This window comes from Streptomyces sp. NRRL F-2664, assembly GCF_000719345.1.
Classification (GTDB): Bacteria; Actinomycetota; Actinomycetes; order Streptomycetales; family Streptomycetaceae; genus Streptomyces.
Genome location: NZ_JOFX01000026.1, coordinates 1 through 19,688 on the forward strand (window position 1 = coordinate 1; position 19,688 = coordinate 19,688).

Annotated in this window: 18 protein-coding genes and 1 riboswitch; of the genes, 14 read left to right on the top strand and 4 right to left on the bottom strand. The window is 70.8% G+C overall.

The genetic code is table 11. The annotated features are described in order from the left end of the window. Nucleotides 1–182: 182 nt before the first annotated feature. From IF89_RS0122340 to IF89_RS0122385, 10 genes are all read left to right on the top strand, one after another. Nucleotides 183–794, top strand: coding sequence for a CDP-alcohol phosphatidyltransferase family protein (locus IF89_RS0122340; RefSeq protein ID WP_030770883.1), 612 nt, complete (start codon nucleotides 183–185; stop codon nucleotides 792–794). Between the two features lie 80 nt (nucleotides 795–874). Beyond that, complete coding sequence (locus IF89_RS0122345; protein ID WP_030770885.1) at nucleotides 875–3,370, top strand: mannose-1-phosphate guanyltransferase; 2,496 nt, start codon at nucleotides 875–877, stop codon at nucleotides 3,368–3,370. 109 nt (nucleotides 3,371–3,479) lie between these two features. Continuing rightward, on the top strand, nucleotides 3,480–4,388 hold the full coding sequence (locus IF89_RS0122350) for a DUF881 domain-containing protein (RefSeq protein ID WP_078628440.1): 909 nt from the start codon (nucleotides 3,480–3,482) through the stop codon (nucleotides 4,386–4,388). Continuing rightward, entirely contained in the window at nucleotides 4,385–4,717 is a 333-nt protein-coding gene (locus IF89_RS0122355; protein ID WP_007262894.1) for a small basic family protein, read from the top strand. Before IF89_RS0122350 ends, IF89_RS0122355 begins: the two co-directional genes overlap by 4 nt. A gap of 5 nt (nucleotides 4,718–4,722) precedes the next feature. Continuing rightward, the gene (locus IF89_RS0122360) at nucleotides 4,723–5,532 is read left to right on the top strand and encodes a DUF881 domain-containing protein (RefSeq protein WP_030770889.1); all 810 of its coding nucleotides are present in this window, start codon (nucleotides 4,723–4,725) and stop codon (nucleotides 5,530–5,532) included. 82 nt (nucleotides 5,533–5,614) lie between these two features. Continuing rightward, complete coding sequence (locus IF89_RS47790) at nucleotides 5,615–6,553, top strand: FHA domain-containing protein (protein WP_234327841.1); 939 nt, start codon at nucleotides 5,615–5,617, stop codon at nucleotides 6,551–6,553. A gap of 43 nt (nucleotides 6,554–6,596) precedes the next feature. Further along, nucleotides 6,597–7,361 (top strand): MerR family transcriptional regulator, encoded by a 765-nt coding sequence (locus IF89_RS0122370; RefSeq protein WP_030770891.1) that lies wholly within the window; start codon nucleotides 6,597–6,599, stop codon nucleotides 7,359–7,361. Nucleotides 7,362–7,424: 63 nt separating this feature from the next. Beyond that, on the top strand, nucleotides 7,425–7,898 hold the full coding sequence (locus IF89_RS0122375) for a bifunctional nuclease family protein (RefSeq protein ID WP_030770895.1): 474 nt from the start codon (nucleotides 7,425–7,427) through the stop codon (nucleotides 7,896–7,898). 181 nt (nucleotides 7,899–8,079) lie between these two features. Continuing rightward, the gene (locus tag IF89_RS0122380; RefSeq protein WP_030770899.1) at nucleotides 8,080–8,721 is read left to right on the top strand and encodes a MerR family transcriptional regulator; all 642 of its coding nucleotides are present in this window, start codon (nucleotides 8,080–8,082) and stop codon (nucleotides 8,719–8,721) included. Nucleotides 8,722–8,773: 52 nt separating this feature from the next. Then, complete coding sequence (locus IF89_RS0122385) at nucleotides 8,774–10,207, top strand: DNA polymerase IV (protein ID WP_078628441.1); 1,434 nt, start codon at nucleotides 8,774–8,776, stop codon at nucleotides 10,205–10,207. An 18-nt stretch (nucleotides 10,208–10,225) separates the two neighbouring features. Here IF89_RS0122385 and IF89_RS0122390 read toward each other — a convergent pair whose 3' ends face one another. After that, nucleotides 10,226–10,591 (bottom strand): PRC-barrel domain-containing protein, encoded by a 366-nt coding sequence (locus IF89_RS0122390; RefSeq protein WP_030770911.1) that lies wholly within the window; start codon nucleotides 10,589–10,591, stop codon nucleotides 10,226–10,228. Nucleotides 10,592–10,703: 112 nt separating this feature from the next. Further along, a riboswitch (glycine riboswitch) is annotated at nucleotides 10,704–10,802 on the top strand. A gap of 195 nt (nucleotides 10,803–10,997) precedes the next feature. Here IF89_RS0122390 and gcvP point away from each other — a divergent pair. Then, nucleotides 10,998–13,883: an aminomethyl-transferring glycine dehydrogenase gene (gene gcvP, locus IF89_RS0122395; protein ID WP_030770915.1), complete on the top strand. Its 2,886-nt coding sequence runs from the start codon at nucleotides 10,998–11,000 to the stop codon at nucleotides 13,881–13,883. A 96-nt stretch (nucleotides 13,884–13,979) separates the two neighbouring features. Here the strand turns inward: gcvP and IF89_RS0122400 are convergent, their stop codons facing one another. Both IF89_RS0122400 and IF89_RS0122405 read right to left on the bottom strand, forming a co-directional pair. Continuing rightward, complete coding sequence (locus tag IF89_RS0122400; protein ID WP_030009772.1) at nucleotides 13,980–14,168, bottom strand: DUF5999 family protein; 189 nt, start codon at nucleotides 14,166–14,168, stop codon at nucleotides 13,980–13,982. 261 nt (nucleotides 14,169–14,429) lie between these two features. Then, nucleotides 14,430–15,050: a hypothetical protein gene (locus tag IF89_RS0122405; RefSeq protein ID WP_030770918.1), complete on the bottom strand. Its 621-nt coding sequence runs from the start codon at nucleotides 15,048–15,050 to the stop codon at nucleotides 14,430–14,432. A gap of 491 nt (nucleotides 15,051–15,541) precedes the next feature. Between IF89_RS0122405 and IF89_RS0122410 the strand changes: the two genes are divergently transcribed. The 3 genes from IF89_RS0122410 (at nucleotide 15,542) to IF89_RS0122420 (ending at nucleotide 18,763) form a co-directional block, all read left to right on the top strand. Continuing rightward, nucleotides 15,542–17,074: a glutamate-cysteine ligase family protein gene (locus IF89_RS0122410; RefSeq protein ID WP_030770923.1), complete on the top strand. Its 1,533-nt coding sequence runs from the start codon at nucleotides 15,542–15,544 to the stop codon at nucleotides 17,072–17,074. A gap of 68 nt (nucleotides 17,075–17,142) precedes the next feature. Then, a complete protein-coding gene (locus IF89_RS0122415) occupies nucleotides 17,143–17,964 on the top strand; it encodes a CPBP family intramembrane glutamic endopeptidase (protein WP_420706955.1) in 822 nt (273 codons plus the stop codon). An 82-nt stretch (nucleotides 17,965–18,046) separates the two neighbouring features. After that, complete coding sequence (locus IF89_RS0122420; RefSeq protein ID WP_158717909.1) at nucleotides 18,047–18,763, top strand: hypothetical protein; 717 nt, start codon at nucleotides 18,047–18,049, stop codon at nucleotides 18,761–18,763. Nucleotides 18,764–18,810: 47 nt separating this feature from the next. Here the strand turns inward: IF89_RS0122420 and IF89_RS0122425 are convergent, their stop codons facing one another. Further along, nucleotides 18,811–19,635 carry a PhzF family phenazine biosynthesis protein gene (locus IF89_RS0122425; protein ID WP_030770933.1) on the bottom strand — a complete coding sequence of 275 codons (825 nt, stop codon included), beginning with the start codon at nucleotides 19,633–19,635 and terminating at the stop codon, nucleotides 18,811–18,813. Nucleotides 19,636–19,688: the final 53 nt, after the last annotated feature.

Sequence of the window (19,688 nt, forward strand, 5' to 3'; positions counted from 1 at the left end):
CAGCGCCGATGGTACTGCAGGGGGGACCCTGTGGGAGAGTAGGACGCCGCCGAACAATCATTGTGGGAAAGCCCCGCACCTTCTGGTGCGGGGCTTTTCCGCGTTCTGGGCACCTGCGAGGACTCCTGTAGGGTCAGGGGGCATCGAACGACCATTTTCTACCGTCACAGTGGAGGCCCCGGGTGGAGGTCCAGGAGACTCGGGTTCAGACTGACCGAATTTTCACCATTCCGAACATCCTGAGCATGGCTCGCCTGGCCGGCGTGCCCCTGTTCCTGTGGCTGATCCTCGCCGAGTACGACGGGTGGGCGCTGGCCGTCCTCATGCTCAGCGGGATCAGCGACTACCTCGACGGGAAGCTCGCCCGCCGCTGGAATCAGATCAGCAAGCTCGGCCGGCTGCTCGATCCCGCCGCGGACCGCCTCTACATCCTGTCGACGCTGTTCGGTCTGACCTATCGCGAGATCCTGCCGCTGTGGCTGACCGGAGCCCTCCTCGCACGCGAGCTGATGTTGCTGGTCATGGTGTGGATCCTGCGCCGCCACGGATATCCGCCGCCGCAGGTCAACTTCCTCGGCAAGGCCGCGACCTTCAACCTGATGTATGCCTTCCCGTTGCTCCTGCTCAGTGACGGAAGCGGCTCGTTGGCCTGGTTGGCGTCAGTTTTCGGATGGGCGTTCGCCGGATGGGGTACAACCCTCTATTGGTGGGCAGGAATCCTTTACGTGGTGCAAGTCCGCCGACTGGTGAAGGCTGACGCCACAGCCGATCGAAACCCGCCCGACGCCGGATGACCCGGAGGTGTCGCGAAGTCACCGAACGAGGCGGGTGAGAGTCGGCACGACTGTCATCTCTCAAGGAGGACTCTTCCGACATGAAGGCCGTCGTGATGGCCGGTGGCGAGGGCACGCGCCTTCGTCCCATGACCTCGAGCATGCCCAAGCCGCTCCTGCCGGTGGCGAACCGCCCGATCATGGAGCACGTACTCAGGCTGCTCAAGCGGCACGGGCTGAACGAGACCGTGGTCACCGTGCAGTTCCTGGCGTCGCTCGTCAAGAACTACTTCGGTGACGGCGAAGAGCTCGGTATGGAGCTCACCTATGCCAACGAGGAAAAGCCACTCGGGACCGCCGGCAGCGTGAAGAATGCCGAGGAGGCCTTGAAGGATGACGCCTTCGTCGTCATTTCCGGCGATGCGCTGACCGACTTCGACCTCACCGACCTCATCCGCTTCCACAAGGAGAAGGGCGCACTCGTCACGGTGTGCCTGACCCGGGTACCGAACCCGCTGGAATTCGGGATCACCATCGTGGACGAGGAAGGAAAGGTCGAGCGGTTCCTGGAGAAGCCGACCTGGGGCCAGGTGTTCTCGGACACCGTCAACACCGGCATCTACGTGATGGAGCCGGAGGTCTTCGACTACGTCGACCCCGACGTCTCCGTCGACTGGTCCAGTGACGTCTTCCCCCAGCTGATGAAGGAAGGCCGGCCGATCTACGGCTACGTGGCCGAGGGCTACTGGGAGGACGTGGGCACGCACGAGAGCTACGTCAAGGCCCAGGCCGACGTGCTCGAAGGCAAGGTCGAGGTCGAGATGGACGGCTTCGAGATCTCGCCCGGCGTGTGGGTCGCCGAAGGAGCCGAGGTCAGTCCGGACGCCGTGCTGCGCGGGCCCCTCTACATCGGGGACTACGCCAAGATCGAGGCGGGCGTGGAGATCCGCGAGCACACCGTCATCGGGTCGAACGTCGTCGTCAAGAGCGGGGCCTTCCTCCACCGGGCCGTCGTCCACGACAACGTGTACATCGGGCCCCACAGCAACCTTCGCGGCTGCGTGATCGGCAAGAACACCGACATCATGCGCGCGGCCCGGATCGAGGACGGGGCCGTCATCGGTGACGAGTGCCTCGTCGGTGAGGAATCGATCGTCCAGGGGAACGTACGCGTGTACCCCTTCAAGACGATCGAGGCCGGCGCCTTCGTCAACACCTCCGTCATCTGGGAGTCCCGCGGCCAGGCCCACCTCTTCGGTGCGCGCGGCGTGTCCGGCATCCTGAACGTCGAGATCACGCCCGAGCTGGTGGTCCGGCTGGCCGGCGCCTACGCCACCACCCTCAAGAAGGGCGCGACCGTCACCACGGCGCGCGACCACTCCCGCGGTGCCCGAGCGCTCAAGCGGGCCGTGATCTCCGCCCTCCAGGCCAGCGCGATCAACGTGCGCGACCTGGAGAACGTCCCGCTGCCGGTCGCACGGCAGCAGACCGCGAGAGGCAGCGACGGCGGGATCGTCCTGCGGACCTCGCCCGGAGTGCCCGACTCCGTCGACATCATGTTCCTCGACGAGCGGGGAGCGGACCTCTCGCTCCAGCAGCAGCGCAAGCTGGACCGCGTCTACGCACGACAGGAGTACCGGCGGGCCTTCCCCGGCGAGATCGGCGACCTGCAGTTCCCGGGCAGCGTCTTCGACGCGTACACCGGCTCCCTGCTGCGGCGCGTGGACACCACGGGGGTCAATGACGCCGGGCTCAAGGTCGTCGTCGACGCCACCAACGGCAGTGCCGGGCTCGTCATGCCCAGCCTCCTCGGCCGGCTCGGGGTGGACGCGCTGACGATCAACCCGGGACTCGACGAGTCCCGCCCGACGGAGAGCGCCGAGTCCCGGCGGGCCGGCCTGGTGCGGCTCGGCGAGATCGTCGCCTCGGCACGGGCGGCCTTCGGCGTGCGGTTCGACCCGGTGGGCGAGCGGATCTCCCTGGTCGACGAGCGCGGGCGGATCATCGAGGACGACCGGGCGCTGCTCGTGATGCTGGACCTGGTGGCCGCGGAGAAGCGCAGCGGCAAGGTCGCGCTGCCGGTGACCACCACCCGCGTCGCCGAGCAGGTCGCGGCGTACCACGGCACCCAGGTGGAGTGGACGACCACCTCGCCGGACGACCTCACCCGGGTCGGGCGGGCCGAGAACACCATCTTCGGCGGCGACGGCCGCGGCGGTTTCATCGTCCCGGAGTTCAGCAGCGTCTTCGACGGCTGCGCGGCCTTCGTACAACTGCTCGGCCTGGTGGCGCGCACCCAGCTCACCCTGAGCCAGATCGACGCGCGGATCCCGCGGGCGCACGTGCTCAAGCGGGACGTGCCGACGCCGTGGGCGGTCAAGGGACTCGTCATGCGGCGGGTCGTCGAAGCGGCCGGAGACCGGCAGGTGGACACCACCGACGGGGTGCGGGTGGTCGAGGCCGACGGACGGTGGGCGCTGGTCCTGCCGGACCCCGCGGAGGCCGTGACGCACCTGTGGGCCGAGGGGCCCGACGACACCTCCGCGCAGGCGCTGCTCGACGAGTGGGCCGCCGTGGTGGACGGCGCCGGGCACTGACCGCCGGGCGGACAGTGACGTAGGAAGCGTCCGGTGGGCCGGGAAGGGCAGTCCCCCTTCCGGCCCACCGGACGGACGCATTCGGTGTGTGCGGCGCCGACATGCGACGATGTGCGGCATGTCGCAGCCGCCCCCCCATCGGACTCCGGCCTCTTCCGTGCCGGCGCGCCCTGACGCCTCCATGTCGCTGCTGACGCACGTGATGGACCACAGCCTCGACGAGGGATACGCGGAGGCGACGGCGCGGCGCGAGGCGGACGGAACAGCCGGTCTGCCCCGCACACTGAAGGCGAAGCTGGGGCTCGCCGCCGGACTCGTGGTCACGGCCATGGTCGTCACGCTCGGCGCCGCCGAGGCGCGCGTGGACGCGCCGGTCCTCGCCAAGGAGCGCCAGGAGCTGATCGACCGGGTGCAGCGCGCCGACGAGCGCGCGGACGGCCTGGAGCAGAACATCGACAGGCTGCGCAACGATGTGGCCGCCCGCCAGCGTGCCGCCCTCAAGCAGCCCGGCGGCGGCCAGGGCGAGCTCGTCGCGATGCTGTCCGGGGCAACCGAGGTCCGCGGGCCGGGAATCAAGCTGGTCGTGGACGACGCCAAGGGGTCGACCGCGGGCGAGGGCGGCAAACCGCGCGAGAACAGTGGTTTCTCCGACACGGGGCGGCTCCGGGACCGGGACATGCAGAAGATCGTCAACGGGCTGTGGCAGTCCGGTGCCGAAGCGATCTCGATCAACGGGCAGCGGCTGACGGAGCTGTCGGCGATCAGGGCCGCGGGTGACGCGATACTGGTCGACAACCGGCCGCTGGTGCCGCCGTACGAGGTGCTGGCGGTGGGGGACAAGAAGAAGCTCGGGCCGGCCTTCCAGGAGTCGGCGGACGGCCAGTACCTGCATGTGCTGCAGGAGAGCTACGGGATCCGCTCCACCCTGTCCCCGGCCGACGAGCTCAGGTTGCCGGCCGCATCGAGCCTGATCGTACGTACAGCCACAGCAGCAGAGCAGCAGAAGGGTGCATCGTGATCGCGGTACTGGGCCTCTTGGCCGGAGTGGTGGTCGGACTTCTGGTCCGGCCCGAGGTACCGGCCGTGGTGGAGCCTTATCTGCCCATCGCCGTGGTGGCGGCGCTGGACGCGGTGTTCGGAGGTCTGCGCGCCATGCTGGACGGCATCTTCGTCGACAAGGTGTTCGTGGTGTCGTTCCTGTCGAACGTGGTCGTGGCCGCGCTGATCGTCTTCCTCGGCGACAAGCTGGGCGTCGGCTCGCAGCTGTCCACCGGTGTGGTCGTCGTCCTCGGCATCCGCATCTTCTCCAACGCCGCGGCCATCCGCCGGCACGTGTTCCGGGCGTGATGGGCATGAGCGCGAACGACACCCCGCCCGAGGAACCGAACGTCCCGGAACAGCCTCTTGTAGAGGGAAAGGCACAGGCCGGGCCGGTCGCGGAGGAGACCGGCCGGCAGCGGCTCGCCGCCGGTCTGTGGCCGCCGCGGGTCAGCAGGGCCCAACTGATCGTCGCGCTGCTGCTGTTCGTCCTCGGGCTGGGACTGGCCATCCAGGTCCGCTCGAACAGCGACTCCAGCGCGCTGCGCGGGGCCCGGCAGGAGGACCTCGTACGGATCCTCGACGAGCTCGACGGGCGGACCAAGCGGCTGGAGGACGAGAAGCAGAGGCTGGAGGACCAGCGGCGGGAGCTGGAGAGCAGCTCCAACCAGGCCGAGGAGGCGCGCCGGCAGACCGTGGAGAAGGAGCGTCAACTGGGCATCCTGGCCGGTACCGTGGCAGCACAGGGGCCGGGGATCACGCTCAGGATCACCGACCCCACCGGGCAGGTGCAGTCCGACCAGCTGCTGGACACGCTCCAGGAGCTGCGGGCCGCCGGTGCCGAGGCGATCCAGATCAACGGGGTGCGGATCGTGGCGGGCTCGTACTTCTCGGACGAGAACGGTGGAGTGGGCATCGACGGCAAGAAGATCACACAACCCTACGAGTTCAAGGTGATCGGGAAGCCGCAGGATCTGGAGCCGGCGCTCAACATTCCCGGCGGTGTCGTCCAGACGCTGGAGAAGGAGCAGGCCACGGTGGCCGTCACACGGTCGGCGAAGATCGTTGTGGATGCCTTGCGGGCTGCGAAGCAGCCTGACTACGCTCGGTCGTCATCGGGATGAGGCGGAGTGGAGGGTGGAGCGGCTCACGCGGTCTGATGCCCGCGGGGGGTCGCCGCACCGAAGTCGCGGTGCGTGGTGGAAACTGTCTGATGGTTACGGACGTTGTGAGAATGTCCGGGTCGGCAGGTGTCTGCGTTCGGAGTTCGTCCTGCCCCACGGGCGGGTCTGTTTCAGTCAAGGGGAATCGCCCGTGAAGTTGTTTGAGAAGTTGTTCGGCAAGAAGAACCGCGAGGAGAGCGGCGCGGCGAGGCACCGTGCCGGCGACGCGGAAGCGCAGGCCGAGAGGCCGCTGTTCCGCGACGAGGTGGCTGGTACGGGCGAGGTTCCGGGTGTCCCCGGCGCGTCGTCCGTTGACCCCGCCGGTACCGGCCGCATAGGTTTCGGTGAACCATCAACCTCGACTGCGGGTGGAGGGTTTGCCCCCGACCCGTATGCCACCAATGCCTCCGCGGGGCAGCCGCGGCGCGAGGAGCCGTCCATGTCGGCCGAGCAGGTTTGCAGCAGGTGCGGGCACCGCAGCGATGCGGCGAGCCGGTTCTGCTCCAACTGCGGAGCGCCGCTGCGGGCGGGCCTGACGCCGGAGCGTGCCTCGGAGACCACGTCCACCATCTCGATCTCGGGCCTGGAGGCCTACGAGGCCGAGGTGTCGGGGCAGACGCACGCGTCGTCCTCGCTGTCCCCCGAGGCCCAGGCCGCGGTGGAGGCGCTCCCGCCCGGTTCCGCCCTGCTCATCGTGCGGCGCGGGCCCAACTCCGGCAGCCGCTTCCTGCTGGACGGCGAGCTGACCACGGCCGGTCGGCACCCGCAGAGCGACATCTTCCTGGACGACGTGACCGTCTCCCGGCGTCATGTCGAGTTCCGCAGGAGCCAGGACGGTGGCTTCACCGTGGCCGATGTCGGCAGCCTCAACGGCACGTACGTCAACCGTGAACCGATCGACTCCGTCGCCCTGCACAACGGCGACGAGGTGCAGATCGGCAAGTACCGGCTGGTCTTCTACGCGAGCCTGCGGGGCGTCTGACCCTCCCCCGGACCGGGTCCGGGGGTACCCGAGGGAAGGTCCCATGCTGCGCAATCCGACAGGCGGTGCCGGCAACGGCACCGCCGGCACCGCCGGGCGGCTGGTGAGCATCGGCACGGTGCTCACCACGCTGCGTGACGAGTTCCCCGAAGTGACGATCTCGAAGATCCGTTTCCTGGAGGCGGAGGGGCTGGTCGAGCCCCGGCGCACGCCGTCGGGATACCGCAAGTTCAGTGAGGACGACGTGGAGCGCCTCGCCCGCATCCTGCGGCTGCAGCGCGACCACTACCTCCCGCTGAAGGTCATCCGCGAGCAGTTCGACGCGCTCGCACGCGGTGAGCAGATCCGCATCCCGGCACCCTCCGCGCACGGCGAAGCCCCCGATCGGGCCGATTGCGCCGACGTCGTCCACGGCGGGACGGGGCAGGAGTGTCCCCCCGTGACCCGGGTGGGGCGGGCGGAGCTCCTCGCCGCCCTCGGGGTGGACGAGGGCCAGCTGGCGGAGTGGGAGTCGTACGGGCTGCTCGCCGAGGCACCGGGCGGCGGTTTCGACGCCGACGCGGTCACGGTGGCCCGGCTCGTCGCCGACCTGGGGCGTTTCGGTCTCGAGCCGCGGCACCTGCGGGCCATGAAGGCGGCCGCCGACCGCGAGGCGGGCCTGGTGGAGCAGGTGGTGGCACCGCTGCGCCGACACCGCAACCCGCAGACCAGAGCCCACGCCGAAGCCACGATGAAGGAGCTTGCGGGGCTCTCCGTGCGGCTTCACGAAGCCCTGGTGCAGAGCGCTCTCGGGGTCCGGTTGCGCTGAGCGCGCCGGTCGAGGTGGAGCCCCGACTACCCAAACCTGCCGAGCACGTCCTAGGGTTGCTGTGTGAACGAGCTCGACGTTGTGGGTGTCCGGGTGGAAATGCCCTCCAACCAACCGATCGTGCTCCTGCGTGAAGTGGGAGGCGATCGGTACCTCCCCATCTGGATCGGTCCGGGGGAGGCCACGGCCATTGCCTTCGCCCAGCAGGGAATGGCCCCGGCCCGGCCGCTGACACACGACCTGTTCAAGGACGTGCTGGAGGCGGTCGGCGAGGAGCTCACCCAGGTCCGGATCACGGATCTGCGGGAGGGCGTCTTCTACGCGGAGCTCGTCTTCGCCAGCGGGGTCGAGGTGAGCGCCCGGCCGTCCGATGCCATAGCGCTCGCCCTGCGGACGGGAACGCCGATCTACGGCAGCGACGGCGTCCTCGACGACGCGGGGATCGCCATCCCGGACGAGCAGGAGGACGAGGTGGAGAAGTTCCGCGAGTTCCTCGACCAGATCTCGCCCGAGGACTTCGGCACCGGACCGCAGTGAGGCCGCGTCCTCACGATCACCGGTCGGGCTCCCGCCCATTCGAGTAGCCTTTCCCCGCGAACGGACACGGGAAACCACTCTCAGGGTGATTATCACTCGGCGTGCCGAGTGTGGCGATCGTTGACGCACCCCTGGTGACTGCCTACCTTCGAGGTGGGCAGGTCAAGGACGGAGGGTCGGCGTGAGGATCACGGGCGACGGTACGACCGGGGGCACCCCCGTACGGAGTGGCGGCACCGGGCCGTACCCCCTGCACGGTGGTGGGGTCGGATCCGCGCGGCGCCAGCCGGAGACGACACCGGTCCAGCCGGTGGGCGGGGAGCCGGCGCCCGAGCAGATCGGCTACCGGGGACCGACGGCGTGCGCCGCGGCCGGGATCACCTACCGGCAGCTCGACTACTGGGCGCGCACCGGGCTGGTGGAGCCCAGCGTGCGGGCCGCGCACGGGTCGGGGACGCAGCGTCTCTACAGCTTCCGCGACGTGGTCGTCCTCAAGATCGTCAAACGTTTCCTGGACACCGGTGTGGCGTTGCAGAACATCCGCACGGCGGTGCAGCACCTGCACGACCGCGACCTCGCGGACCTGGAGCGGATGACGCTGATGAGCGACGGCGCGAGCGTGTACGAGTGCACCTCGCCGGACCAGGTCGTGAGCCTGCTCCAGGGTGGACAGGGCGTCTTCGGCATCGCCGTCGGCGTGGTGTGGCGCGACGTGCGCAACGCGCTGTCGCAGTTGCACGGCGAACGGGTGGACACCGGCGAGACCCTGGTCGGGCACAATCCGACGGACGAGCTGGCGGCCCGCCGCAACCGCGCCGTCTGACCGGCCGGAGCGGACCGCCGCGATGTCAGTGGCGTAGGGCAGCATCGGTGCCGTGAGATCCGCTCCGACCATCCTCCACCTGGACATGGACGCCTTCTACGCCTCCGTCGAGCAGGCGTCGAAGCCGAGCCTGCGCGGCAAGGCCGTCATCGTCGGTGGGCTGGGGCCGCGCGGGGTCGTCGCCACGGCCTCGTACGAGGCCCGGCGGTTCGGGGTGCATTCGGCGATGCCCATGGGGCAGGCGCGCCGGCTCTGCCCGAACGGGGCGTACCTGATCCCCCGCTTCACGCTCTATCGGCAGGTCAGCGACCTCGTCATGGCCATGCTGCGGGAGCTGTCGCCGCTGGTGGAGCCGCTCAGCCTGGACGAGGCGTTCGTGGACCTGGAGGCGGGCGGCGCCGCCCACGATTCGGCCTCGGCGCGGGCCGCGGGGGAGCGGCTGCGGGCCGACATCAGGGCCGCCACCGGGCTCAGCGGGTCCGTGGGGCTGGCGGGGTCGAAGATGCTTGCCAAAGTGGCCTCGGAGGAGGCCAAGCCGGCCGGGCTGCTGCTGATCGAGCCGGGGACCGAGCGGGAACTGCTCGCGCCGATGTCCGTGCGCACCCTGCCCGGTGTGGGGCCGGCCACGGGGGAACACCTGCGCCGGGCCGGGATCACCACGGTGGGGGAGCTGGTGGAGGCCGGGGAGGACGAGCTGGTGAGGATGGTCGGGCGCGCCCACGGCACGGGGCTGTACCGGATGGCGCTCGGACTGGACGACCGGCCGGTGGTCGCGGAGCGGGACGCGAAGTCCGTGTCGGTCGAGGACACCTTCGACGTGGACCTGCACGACCGGGTGCGGATCCGCGGCGAGGTGCAGCGGCTGGCCGACCGGTGCGTGCAGCGGCTGCGGGGCTCCGGGCACTCCGGGCGCACGATCGTGCTCAAGGTACGGCGCTACGACTTCTCCACGCTGACCCGGTCCGAGACGCTGCGCGGGCCCACGGACGATCCGGCGGTGGTGCGGGAGGCCGCCGCTCGGCTGCTGGAAGCGGTGGACACCACGGGCGGAGTGCGCCTGCTGGGCGTGGGGGTGACGGGACTCGCGGACTACACGCAGGAGGACCTCTTCGCGCAGTCGTCCGCCGCGGGGTCGGGCGGCGGGGACGCCGGCACCGGCGGTACTGCCGGTACGGGTGGTGCTGCCGTTACGGGCGGTGCCGGAGGGCAGGGCGGGCCGGAGGCCGCCGACGGAGTGTCGGGGGCGCAGGAGGGGCCCGAGCCGCCCGGTGCGCCGCAGGAGGCCGCGGAGCGCCGGTGGGCGGCCGGCAGCGACGTACGGCACGCCCTCTACGGGCCCGGGTGGGTCCAGGGCAGCGGGGTCGGCCGGGTGACCGTGCGGTTCGAGCAGCCGGGCTCGGAGCCCGGGCGGGTGCGGACCTTCCGGGTGGACGACCCCGACCTGGAGCCGTCCGACCCGCTGCCGCTGGTGGGGGACGTGGCGTAAGGGTCCCGCGACAGGGGCTCAGCCCTCGTCGCCGGCCAGCCGGCCGAAGTCGCGGTGGAAGTCGGACGGCAGGGTCGTGTCCAGGCCGTAGTGGTGGTAGAGCTGGAGTTCCTGCTCCGGAGACAGGTGGCGGCCGACGCCGAAATCGGGTGCGTCCTTGATGAGGGAGCGCTCGAACGGGACCCGCAGGGTCTCGCCGACCAGTTCGCTCGGCTCCAGCGGGACGAAGGCGTCCCGGCCGAACAGGCCGGTGCGGACGGCGGCCCATTCCGGGACACCGGTGGCGTCGTCGAGGTAGACCTCGTCGATGGTGCCGATCTTGGCACCGTTGCGGTCGAACGCCTTGCGGCCGATCAGGCTGCGCGGATCGATGTCGGTCTGCACGGTCCCTCCAAATGGTCGCAACTGCTCCGTAATGACTACAGAAGTGCATTTCCGCAGCGGAGGCCACTCGGGGAACCCCTTGAACCCCGCTGGTAGTCTGGGTGAAGGCTGTCGACCCTGTGCGGGAGAGTCCTCCGAACGAGCAAGACGGAGGCGCCGAAGGAGCAAATCCTCCCCGGAATCTCTCAGGCATACGTACCGCACGGACGAGGCCACTCTGGAAAGCAGGGCGGGTGCCGGGCGCGCAGTGCCGGTCCCCCTCCTCACCGACGGTGAAAGCCGGATCTCTCGGGAGACCCCCGTGAATCCGGTGAAACTCTCAGGTGCAGATGACAGAGGGGGAGGCCGTCCGGGTGCCCGCGCCGTGGTGCCCCTCGCAGGTCATACGACCAGGAGGCCTCCGTACATGACCGCCAACCGCATTCCGCTCTCCCAGCTGGAGCGAGGCATCCCCTTCGAACAGCGCCACATCGGCCCGGATGCCGAGGCGCAGGCGAAGATGCTCGCCCAGGTGGGCTACGGCTCCCTGGACGACCTGACCGCCGCCGCGGTCCCGGATGTGATCAAGACCGCTGACGCGCTCGACCTGCCCGGCGCGCGGACCGAGGCCGAGGTGCTGGCCGAGCTGCGCTCGCTCGCCGACCGCAACCAGGTCCTCACCCCCATGATCGGCCTCGGCTACTACGGGACCTTCACCCCGCCGGTGATCCTCCGCAACGTCATGGAGAACCCGGCCTGGTACACGGCGTACACCCCCTACCAGCCGGAGATCTCGCAGGGCCGCCTGGAGGCCCTCCTGAACTTCCAGACCGTCGTCGCCGACCTCACCGGCCTGCCGACGTCGGGCGCCTCGCTGCTCGACGAGGGCACCGCGGCCGCCGAGGCCATGACGCTGGCCCGCCGCGTGGGCAAGGTCAAGGGCAACGTCTTCCTCGTCGACGCCGACGCCCTGCCGCAGACCGTCGCCGTGATCGAGACCCGCGCCGAGCCGATCGGCATCGAGGTCGTCGTCGCGGACCTCTCCGACGGCATCCCCGCCGAGATCGCCGAGCGCGGCGTCTACGGCGTCCTGATCCAGTACCCGGGTGCCTCCGGCGCCGTCCGCGACATCAAGCCGGTCATCGACCAGGCGCACGAGCTCGGTGCCATCGTCACCGTCTCCGCCGACCTGCTCGCCCTGACCCTGCTGAAGTCCCCCGGCGCCCTCGGCGCGGACATCGCGGTCGGCACCACCCAGCGCTTCGGCGTCCCGATGGGCTTCGGCGGACCGCACGCCGGCTACATGGCCGTCCAGGACAAGCACGCCCGCTCGCTGCCCGGCCGCCTCGTCGGCGTCTCCGTGGACGCCGACGGCAACAAGGCCTACCGCCTGGCCCTGCAGACCCGCGAGCAGCACATCCGCCGTGAGAAGGCCACCAGCAACATCTGCACCGCGCAGGTCCTGCTGGCCGTCATGGCCGGCATGTACGCCGTTTACCACGGCCCGGACGGGCTGCGCACGATCGCCGGCCGCACCCACCGCTACGCCACGCTGCTCGCCGCCGGTCTGACGGCCGGCGGTGTGGAGACCGTGCACGGCTCCTACTTCGACACGATCACCGTCCGTGTCCCGGGCCGCGCGGCCGAGGTCGTCGCCGCCGCCCGCGAGGGCGGGGTCAACCTCCACCGCGTCGATGCCGACCTCGTCTCCATCAGCTGCGACGAGACCACGCTGCGCGCCGACATCGAGGCCGTCTGGGCCGCCTTCGGCGTCACCGCCGACATCGAGGCCCTCGACGAGACCGTCGCGGACACCCTCCCCGAGGGCCTGCTCCGCTCGGACGCGTACCTGACGCACCCCGTCTTCCACCAGCACCGCTCCGAGACCGCGATGCTGCGCTACCTGCGCAAGCTCTCGGACAAGGACTACGCGCTGGACCGCGGCATGATCCCGCTGGGCTCCTGCACCATGAAGCTCAACGCGACCACCGAGATGGAGCCGGTGACCTGGCCCGAGTTCGGCCAGCTGCACCCCTTCGCCCCGGTGGAGCAGGCCGAGGGCTACCTCACGCTCATCAACGAGCTGGAGGAACGACTCTGCGAGGTCACCGGCTACGACAAGGTCTCCATCCAGCCGAACGCCGGCTCGCAGGGTGAGCTCGCCGGCCTGCTGGCCGTGCGCGCCTACCACCGTGCGAACGGCGACGAGCAGCGCACCGTCTGCCTCATCCCGTCCTCCGCGCACGGCACCAACGCCGCCAGCGCCGTCATGGCCGGCATGAAGGTCGTCGTCGTCAAGACCGCCGACGACGGGGAGGTCGACGCGGACGACCTGCGCGCCAAGATCGAGCAGCACCGCGACGAACTCGCCGTGCTGATGATCACCTACCCCTCCACGCACGGCGTGTTCGAGGAGCACGTCGCCGACATCTGCGCCCAGGTCCACGAGGCCGGCGGCCAGGTGTACGTCGACGGCGCCAACCTGAACGCCCTGGTGGGCCTGGCCAAGCCGGGTCACTTCGGTGGCGACGTCTCGCACCTGAACCTGCACAAGACCTTCTGCATCCCGCACGGCGGCGGCGGTCCGGGCGTCGGCCCGGTCGGTGTCCGGGCCCACCTGGCCCCGTACCTGCCGAACCACCCGCTCCAGCCGACGGCCGGCCCGGAGACGGGCGTCGGCCCGATCTCGGCCGCGCCGTGGGGCTCCGCCGGCATCCTGCCGATCTCCTGGTCGTACGTGCGCCTCATGGGCGGCGAGGGCCTCAAGCGCGCCACCCAGGTGGCGGTGCTCGGCGCCAACTACATCGCCAAGCGCCTGGAGCCGCACTACCCGGTGCTCTACACCGGCCCGGGCAACCTGGTCGCGCACGAGTGCATCATCGACCTGCGCCCGCTGTCGAAGGCCACCGGCGTCAGCGTGGACGACATCGCCAAGCGCCTGATCGACTACGGCTTCCACGCGCCGACGATGTCCTTCCCCGTCGCCGGCACGCTCATGATCGAGCCGACGGAGTCCGAGGACCTCGCCGAGATCGACCGCTTCTGCGACGCGATGATCGCCATCCGCGCCGAGATCGAGCGGGTGGCGGGGGGCGAATGGCCGGCCGACGACAACCCGCTCGCCAACGCCCCGCACACGGCCGCGGCGCTGGGCGGCGAGTGGAACCACCCGTACACCCGGGACGAGGCCGTCTTCCCGGGCGGCGTCACGGCCGCCGAGAAGTACTGGCCGCCGGTGCGCCGCATCGACGGTGCGTTCGGCGACCGCAACCTGGTGTGCTCCTGCCCGCCGCTGGACGAGTACGACAACTGAGGCGCCCGCCCGTGACGTCCGTCGGGTGACATGACGAAAGGGGGCCGGACCGGGAGACCCTCCCGGTCCGGCCCCTTTCGTCGTCCGACCCGTCGCCTACGCCGCCGCGAGCGGGCGGTGCGGGGCGATGATCTGCCCGTCGGGCAGCAGCTCACCAGTGTCCTCGAAGAGCAGGACACCGTTGCACAGCAGGCTCCAGCCCTGTTCCGGGTGGTTGGCCACGGGGCGTGCGGCCTCCCGGTCGGCGGATTCGGCAGACGGGCAGGCGGGCTGGTGCTGGCACATGGATGCGTTCTTTCGCTGCGGTGTGGTCTGAGTGCTACGGCTCGATACCTGGCTCATGGCCGTCCCCCTGGGTCATCCCCGCAGCCGCGGGGCGCTTGCCATCAGTGTTCCCCCACGACAGCTGCTTCGCAGGGATTTCCCGGCAGCTGTCCTCATGGATTGATGACGCATCACTCGTGCGGGCGGTTCAGGCCAACTGCCCTGTCATTTCGGATGGTTCGCAGGTGACCCGGGCGGGCTAGGCCGAATGGGTCAATCGGGTCAGGCTGCGGGCGCGGCCAGCGACGGAGGCAGCGGCGCCGTCGCGGGGGTGAGCCGATGAGTGAGCACGGGCAGGAGCTCGGAGACCGGATGCGGCCGGTACGCGGCGATGCCGGGCGGGGCCGGGGCCAGCGGCACCAGCAGGTCCTCCCCGGCGGGCAGTCCGGCAGCCGGGTCCGCGCCCACGGCCCCGTGCAGCCACAGCGTCAGCATGTACAGCTCCGGAACGGACAGCAGCCGGGGCTGGTAGCCGGTGGCGAGCAGCTCGGCCTGGCGCAGCGCGCGCTCGGTGGCGGCGACGTAGGGGCCCTCGAAGAAGTGCGAGAAGGCCCAGCCGTCGGGCGTCAGCCGGGTGTCCGCGGCCGCGACGTGGCGGTCCCCGCTGCGGATCAGGAACCGCCATCCGACGAGGCGCGTACGGGGCGGCCGCCCGCAGGACGCGAGGTCGGTGAGGTTCAGCCGGTCCAGGACGTGGACCGGCAGGGGCAGCTCGGCGGTCAGCGGCCCCTGGAGCGCGCGCAGGGACGGAGTGTGCGCCTCGTGGACGGCGGTGGGGGAACCGAGTGCCGCGAGGACGCTGCGCAGGGCGGGTGCGGGAGCCGGGGGGACATGCAGCGGCATGGTGGGTCGCCTCTCACTTGGGAGACCTGTGGAAAGGGGGGCAGGTGCGGGGACGGCGCTGTCGCATTCTGGGGCCAGAGGGGGGCCGAGGGGCAATGGCCGCGCGCCAACTCTCTGCCTCGTTTGCGGAGTTTATACGACATGTGTTCACGCAGTGTTTCGGCTAGCTGTCCCGACTATTGCCGACAAGGCGCTTACCGGTCCCGCTGACATGGCATTCATGCCGGATGTGCGCGAACGGGCCGCGCTGACCTCGGAGGTTACCGGAAGGGGGCTCGGCTGGAAAGCACCCGTTTTCCGAGGCGGTCACATTCCACGCGGAATTTGCGTGGAGCGCCTTGCCAGGTGAATGTGCCCGAGCGCCCCTCGGCCAACCCGGCGCGCGCTCCTCGCCACGCACCGCCCCGCTGCGTTATGGATCACCTTGCCGGGGCATCATCGACCGTAACGCGCGCCTGGGTGCCCCGGGCCACTCGAGGAGGGACGCTTCGATGGGGGAGAAGGTCGTGGCGGGCGGATTCGACCTGTCCGATCGGCAGCGGTATCGAAGGAAACTCCACGAGTGTCTGGAGGGACTGGAGCGACTTCTGGCGGAGAAGAGGTTCGATCGCCCGAAGAACATGATGGGGCTGGAGATCGAGCTGAATCTCGCGGGAACGGACGGGATGCCGCGCATGCTGAATGCGCAGGTGCTGGAGCGGATTGCAAGCCCCGATTTCCAGACCGAACTGGGAATGTTCAACCTGGAGGTGAACGTTCTGCCGCACCGGCTCGGCGGCCGGGTATTCGACCAGCTCGCCGAAGAACTCAGCACGGGCCTCGGCTACGCCCATCGGCAGGCCGCGGAGATCGACGCCGGAGTGGTGATGATCGGGATCCTGCCGACCATCTCCCGTGCGGACCTGGTCGCCGCGAACCTCTCCGCGGTGGACCGCTACTCCCTGCTGAACGAGCAGATCCTGATGATGCGCGGGGAGGACTTCACCCTCGACATCGACGGCGTCGAGCGGCTGATCTGGACCTCCGGGTCGATCGTGCCCGAGGCCGCCTGCACCTCCGTACAACTGCACCTCCAGGTCACGCCGGCCCGCTTCTCGGCGGTGTGGAACGCGGCACAGGCCGTGACCGCCGCGCAGATAGCCGTCGGCGCCAACTCGCCCTTCCTCTTCGGGCGGGAGCTGTGGCGGGAGTCGCGGCCGCCGCTGTTCACGCAGGCCACCGACACCCGGCCGCCGGAGCTCCAGGCCCAGGGCGTGCGGCCGCGCACCTGGTTCGGGGAGCGGTGGGTGGACTCGGCGTACGAGCTGTTCGCGGAGAACGTCCGCTACTTCCCCTCCCTGCTGCCGATCTGCGACGAGGAGGAGCCGCTGCGCGTGCTGGACGGCGGCGGGGTGCCGAGCCTGCAGGAGCTGGTGCTGCACAACGGCACCGTCTACCGCTGGAACCGGCCCGTCTACGGCGTCGCGGACGGGGTGCCGCACCTGCGTGTGGAGAACCGGGTGCTGCCGGCCGGACCCACGGTGACCGACGTCGTCGCGAACGCCGCCTTCTACTACGGGCTCGTCCGCACCCTCGCCGACGAACCCCGCCCCGTGTGGACGCGGCTCCCCTTCGCCGAGGCGGAGGCCAATTTCGACGCCGCCTGCCGGTACGGGATCGACGCGCGGCTGCGGTGGCCGCGCCGGGGCCGGGCCGGCGGCCTGGTCAGCGTTCCGGCGGTCCGGCTCGTCCTGGACGAACTGCTGCCGATGGCGGCAGCGGGCCTGGACGCCTGGGGCATCGAACCCGCCGACCGCGACCACTACCTCGGCATCATCGAGGAGCGCTGCCGCCGGCGGGTGAACGGCGCGACGTGGCAGGTCGACACCTACCACCGGGCGCTCGCCGCGGGTCTGGAGCGGGACGAGGCCCTGGCCGCGACCACCCGCCGCTACAGCCAGCTCATGCACCGGGGCGACCCCGTGCACACCTGGCCCGTGGGGCTGGCGGAGGAGGTGAGCGCGGCGGTGCCCGTCGTGCGCTGAGCCCCCGTCACCCCCTTCGGTGATCCGCTCGCCCGGCCGACGAGGCAGTATGGGGTCGTCGCAACGGGATGGCAGGACGGGAGTCGGGCGTGCGGGCTGAGCCGGAGCCGGTGTTCGGGAAGCTGGGTGAGGACGGGCGGCGTGACCTCCTGCGCACCGAGACCCTGCTCGTCCTGGCCCTGTCGCTGGGGGCGAGCGGGGTCTCGGCCCTGATCAGCTTCATCGGTTCCCTGACCAAGCCGGGCGGTCTGAAGGACCAGGCCGCCACCCTCAACGGCTCCTACGCCCCGGGCCGGCCCTGGTTGGACCTGGCCTGGCAGTTGTTCGGTATCGCGAGCGCCCTGGTGCCCGTCCTGCTGGTGGCGCACCTGCTGACCCGCGAGGGGGCCCCGGGGCTGCGCGTACTGGGCTTCGACCGGACCCGGCCGCTGTGGGACCTGGGCCGCGGTGCCCTCGTCGCGGCGGGGATCGGCAGCGCGGGCCTGGCCTTCTACCTGGGGGCGCGGGCCGCCGGCTTCAACCTCACGGTGGTGCCGGAGGCCCTCCCCGACGTGTGGTGGAAGTTCCCCGTCCTGATCCTCTCCGCGATCCAGAACGCGGTCGTGGAGGAGGTCATCGTGCTGGCCTACCTCCTGCGCCGACTCGACCAGCTCGGCTGGTCGCCCCTGGCGGCGCTCGCCGCCAGTTCGCTGCTGCGCGGCTCCTACCACCTCTACCAGGGCATCGGCGGTTTCATCGGCAACGTCGTGATGGGCGTCGTCTTCGTCCTGGCCTACCGCCGCTGGGGACGGGTGGGGCCGCTCGTCGCCGCGCACGCGCTGCTCGACATCGTGGCCTTCGGCGGGTACGCCCTGCTCGCGGGCAAGGTGGGCTGGCTGCCCACGCCCTGACGCGGCGGCGCACCCGATCGGCCCCTCAGGGCGGGGCCGCCGGCCGCAGCGGTGCGACGCTGGGGGAGTGAGGAGGCGCGCGGTGGCTGTCATGGACTCCCTGGTGTCGTTCGCCCCGTTCTTCGTGCCCGTCATCAGCGGCCTCGTGGGCGGAGCGAGCCTCCTCATCCGGGACCGCCGTGAGGCACGCAGCGCCGACCACAACTACCGCCGGCGGCTGGAGAAGGCCCACATGGAGATCCAGTTCATCACCGGCTGGATCCAGGCGAAGGAGCTGGCCCCGACCGACGGCCCGGCCCCCCGGCCGGAGCCGGGCCGCTGGCTGGACGACCTCTACGCCTCGGTGCGCCGGGCCAAGGCGGACGCGGGTGAACAGCACCGGACGGGACCCGTCTCGCTACGGCGCCTGCTGCTGCTCGGCGAGCTGACGGGCCCCGCGAGGAGCATGCGGGTCGCCTACTGGATCGCCCTCGTGCTGTTCAACGGGGCCCTTGCCTGGTGGGTGAACGCCCTCGTCTCCGGTGTGCCGGGATTCCTGCACGAGGAGGGCGTCCCGGAGTCGGAGGAGATCGGCTCCTACCTGGGCCTGGCGGTCACCTTCTTCGTGATCTCGGCCGTCCTGTGGCTGTGGACGGTCCACCTCGGCGCCGCGGAGCCGGAACAGATCTACCACAAGCGCATCGACTCCGACGCCTGGACCGAGAACGAGCGGAAGCGGCGCGAGGCGGCCCGTGCGAAGGCCGACGCGAGAGCGCGGTCGAGGACGGACCGCCGGAAGCGGGGCGGGCCCGCGGCCTGACCGGCCCCGACGGCGCCTCGGCATCACTGTTCCACCCCGCGTCCCGGTCACGGGGCGGTGAGCAGCTCGCCGTCGAGCACGGTGACGGCGTGGCCGGTCAACAGCGTCCGGTCGCCCGCCAGGGTCACCCGTACCAGCCCCTGCCGGGCGCCGCCCTGCAGGCCGGTCAGGCGCGCGCGGCCCAGACGCTGCGCCCAGAACGGCGCGAGCGCGGTGTGGGCACTGCCGGTGACCGGGTCCTCGTCGATCCCGAAGGCCGGGAAGAAGCCTCGGGAGACGAAGTCGTAGCCGCGGGAGGGGTCCTCGGCGGCGGCGGTGACGATGACTCCGCGCCGGGCGAAGGCGCGCAGGGCGCCGTGGTCCGGCTCCAGCTCGCGGACGGTCTTCTCGTCGGCGAGTTCGATGAGGAGGTCGCCGATGTGCGCGGCGGTGTCGTGGACGGAGAGGATCGGCGCTCCGCCGAGCGCGTGGTGCACGGCGGGCGGTGCCGGGACCGGGGTCAGCGAGGACGTCGGGAAGTCCATCGTGATCGTGCCGTCCTCGGCGGTCTCGGCCGTGAGGACTCCGCAGCGGGCGGTGAAGCGGATCAGTCCGTCGGCCAGACCGGCGGTGGCCAGCACGTGCGCCGTGGCGAGCGTGGCGTGGCCGCACATGTCGACCTCTGCCGCCGGGGTGAACCAGCGCAGCGCCCAGTCGGCGGGCCCGCCGGGCGGCAGGGGGTGGGCGAAGGCGGTCTCGGAGAGGTTCACCTCGGACGCCACCTGCTGGAGCCAGGCGTCCGGCGGGAAGCCGCCCTCGCCGAGGAGCAGGACTCCGGCGGGGTTGCCGCGGAAGGGGCGGTCGGTGAAGGCGTCGACGATTCGGATGCGCATGGACCGACGGTAGGACCGTTTCTTGATCATCGACAAAGGCCAATCCCGGGTGA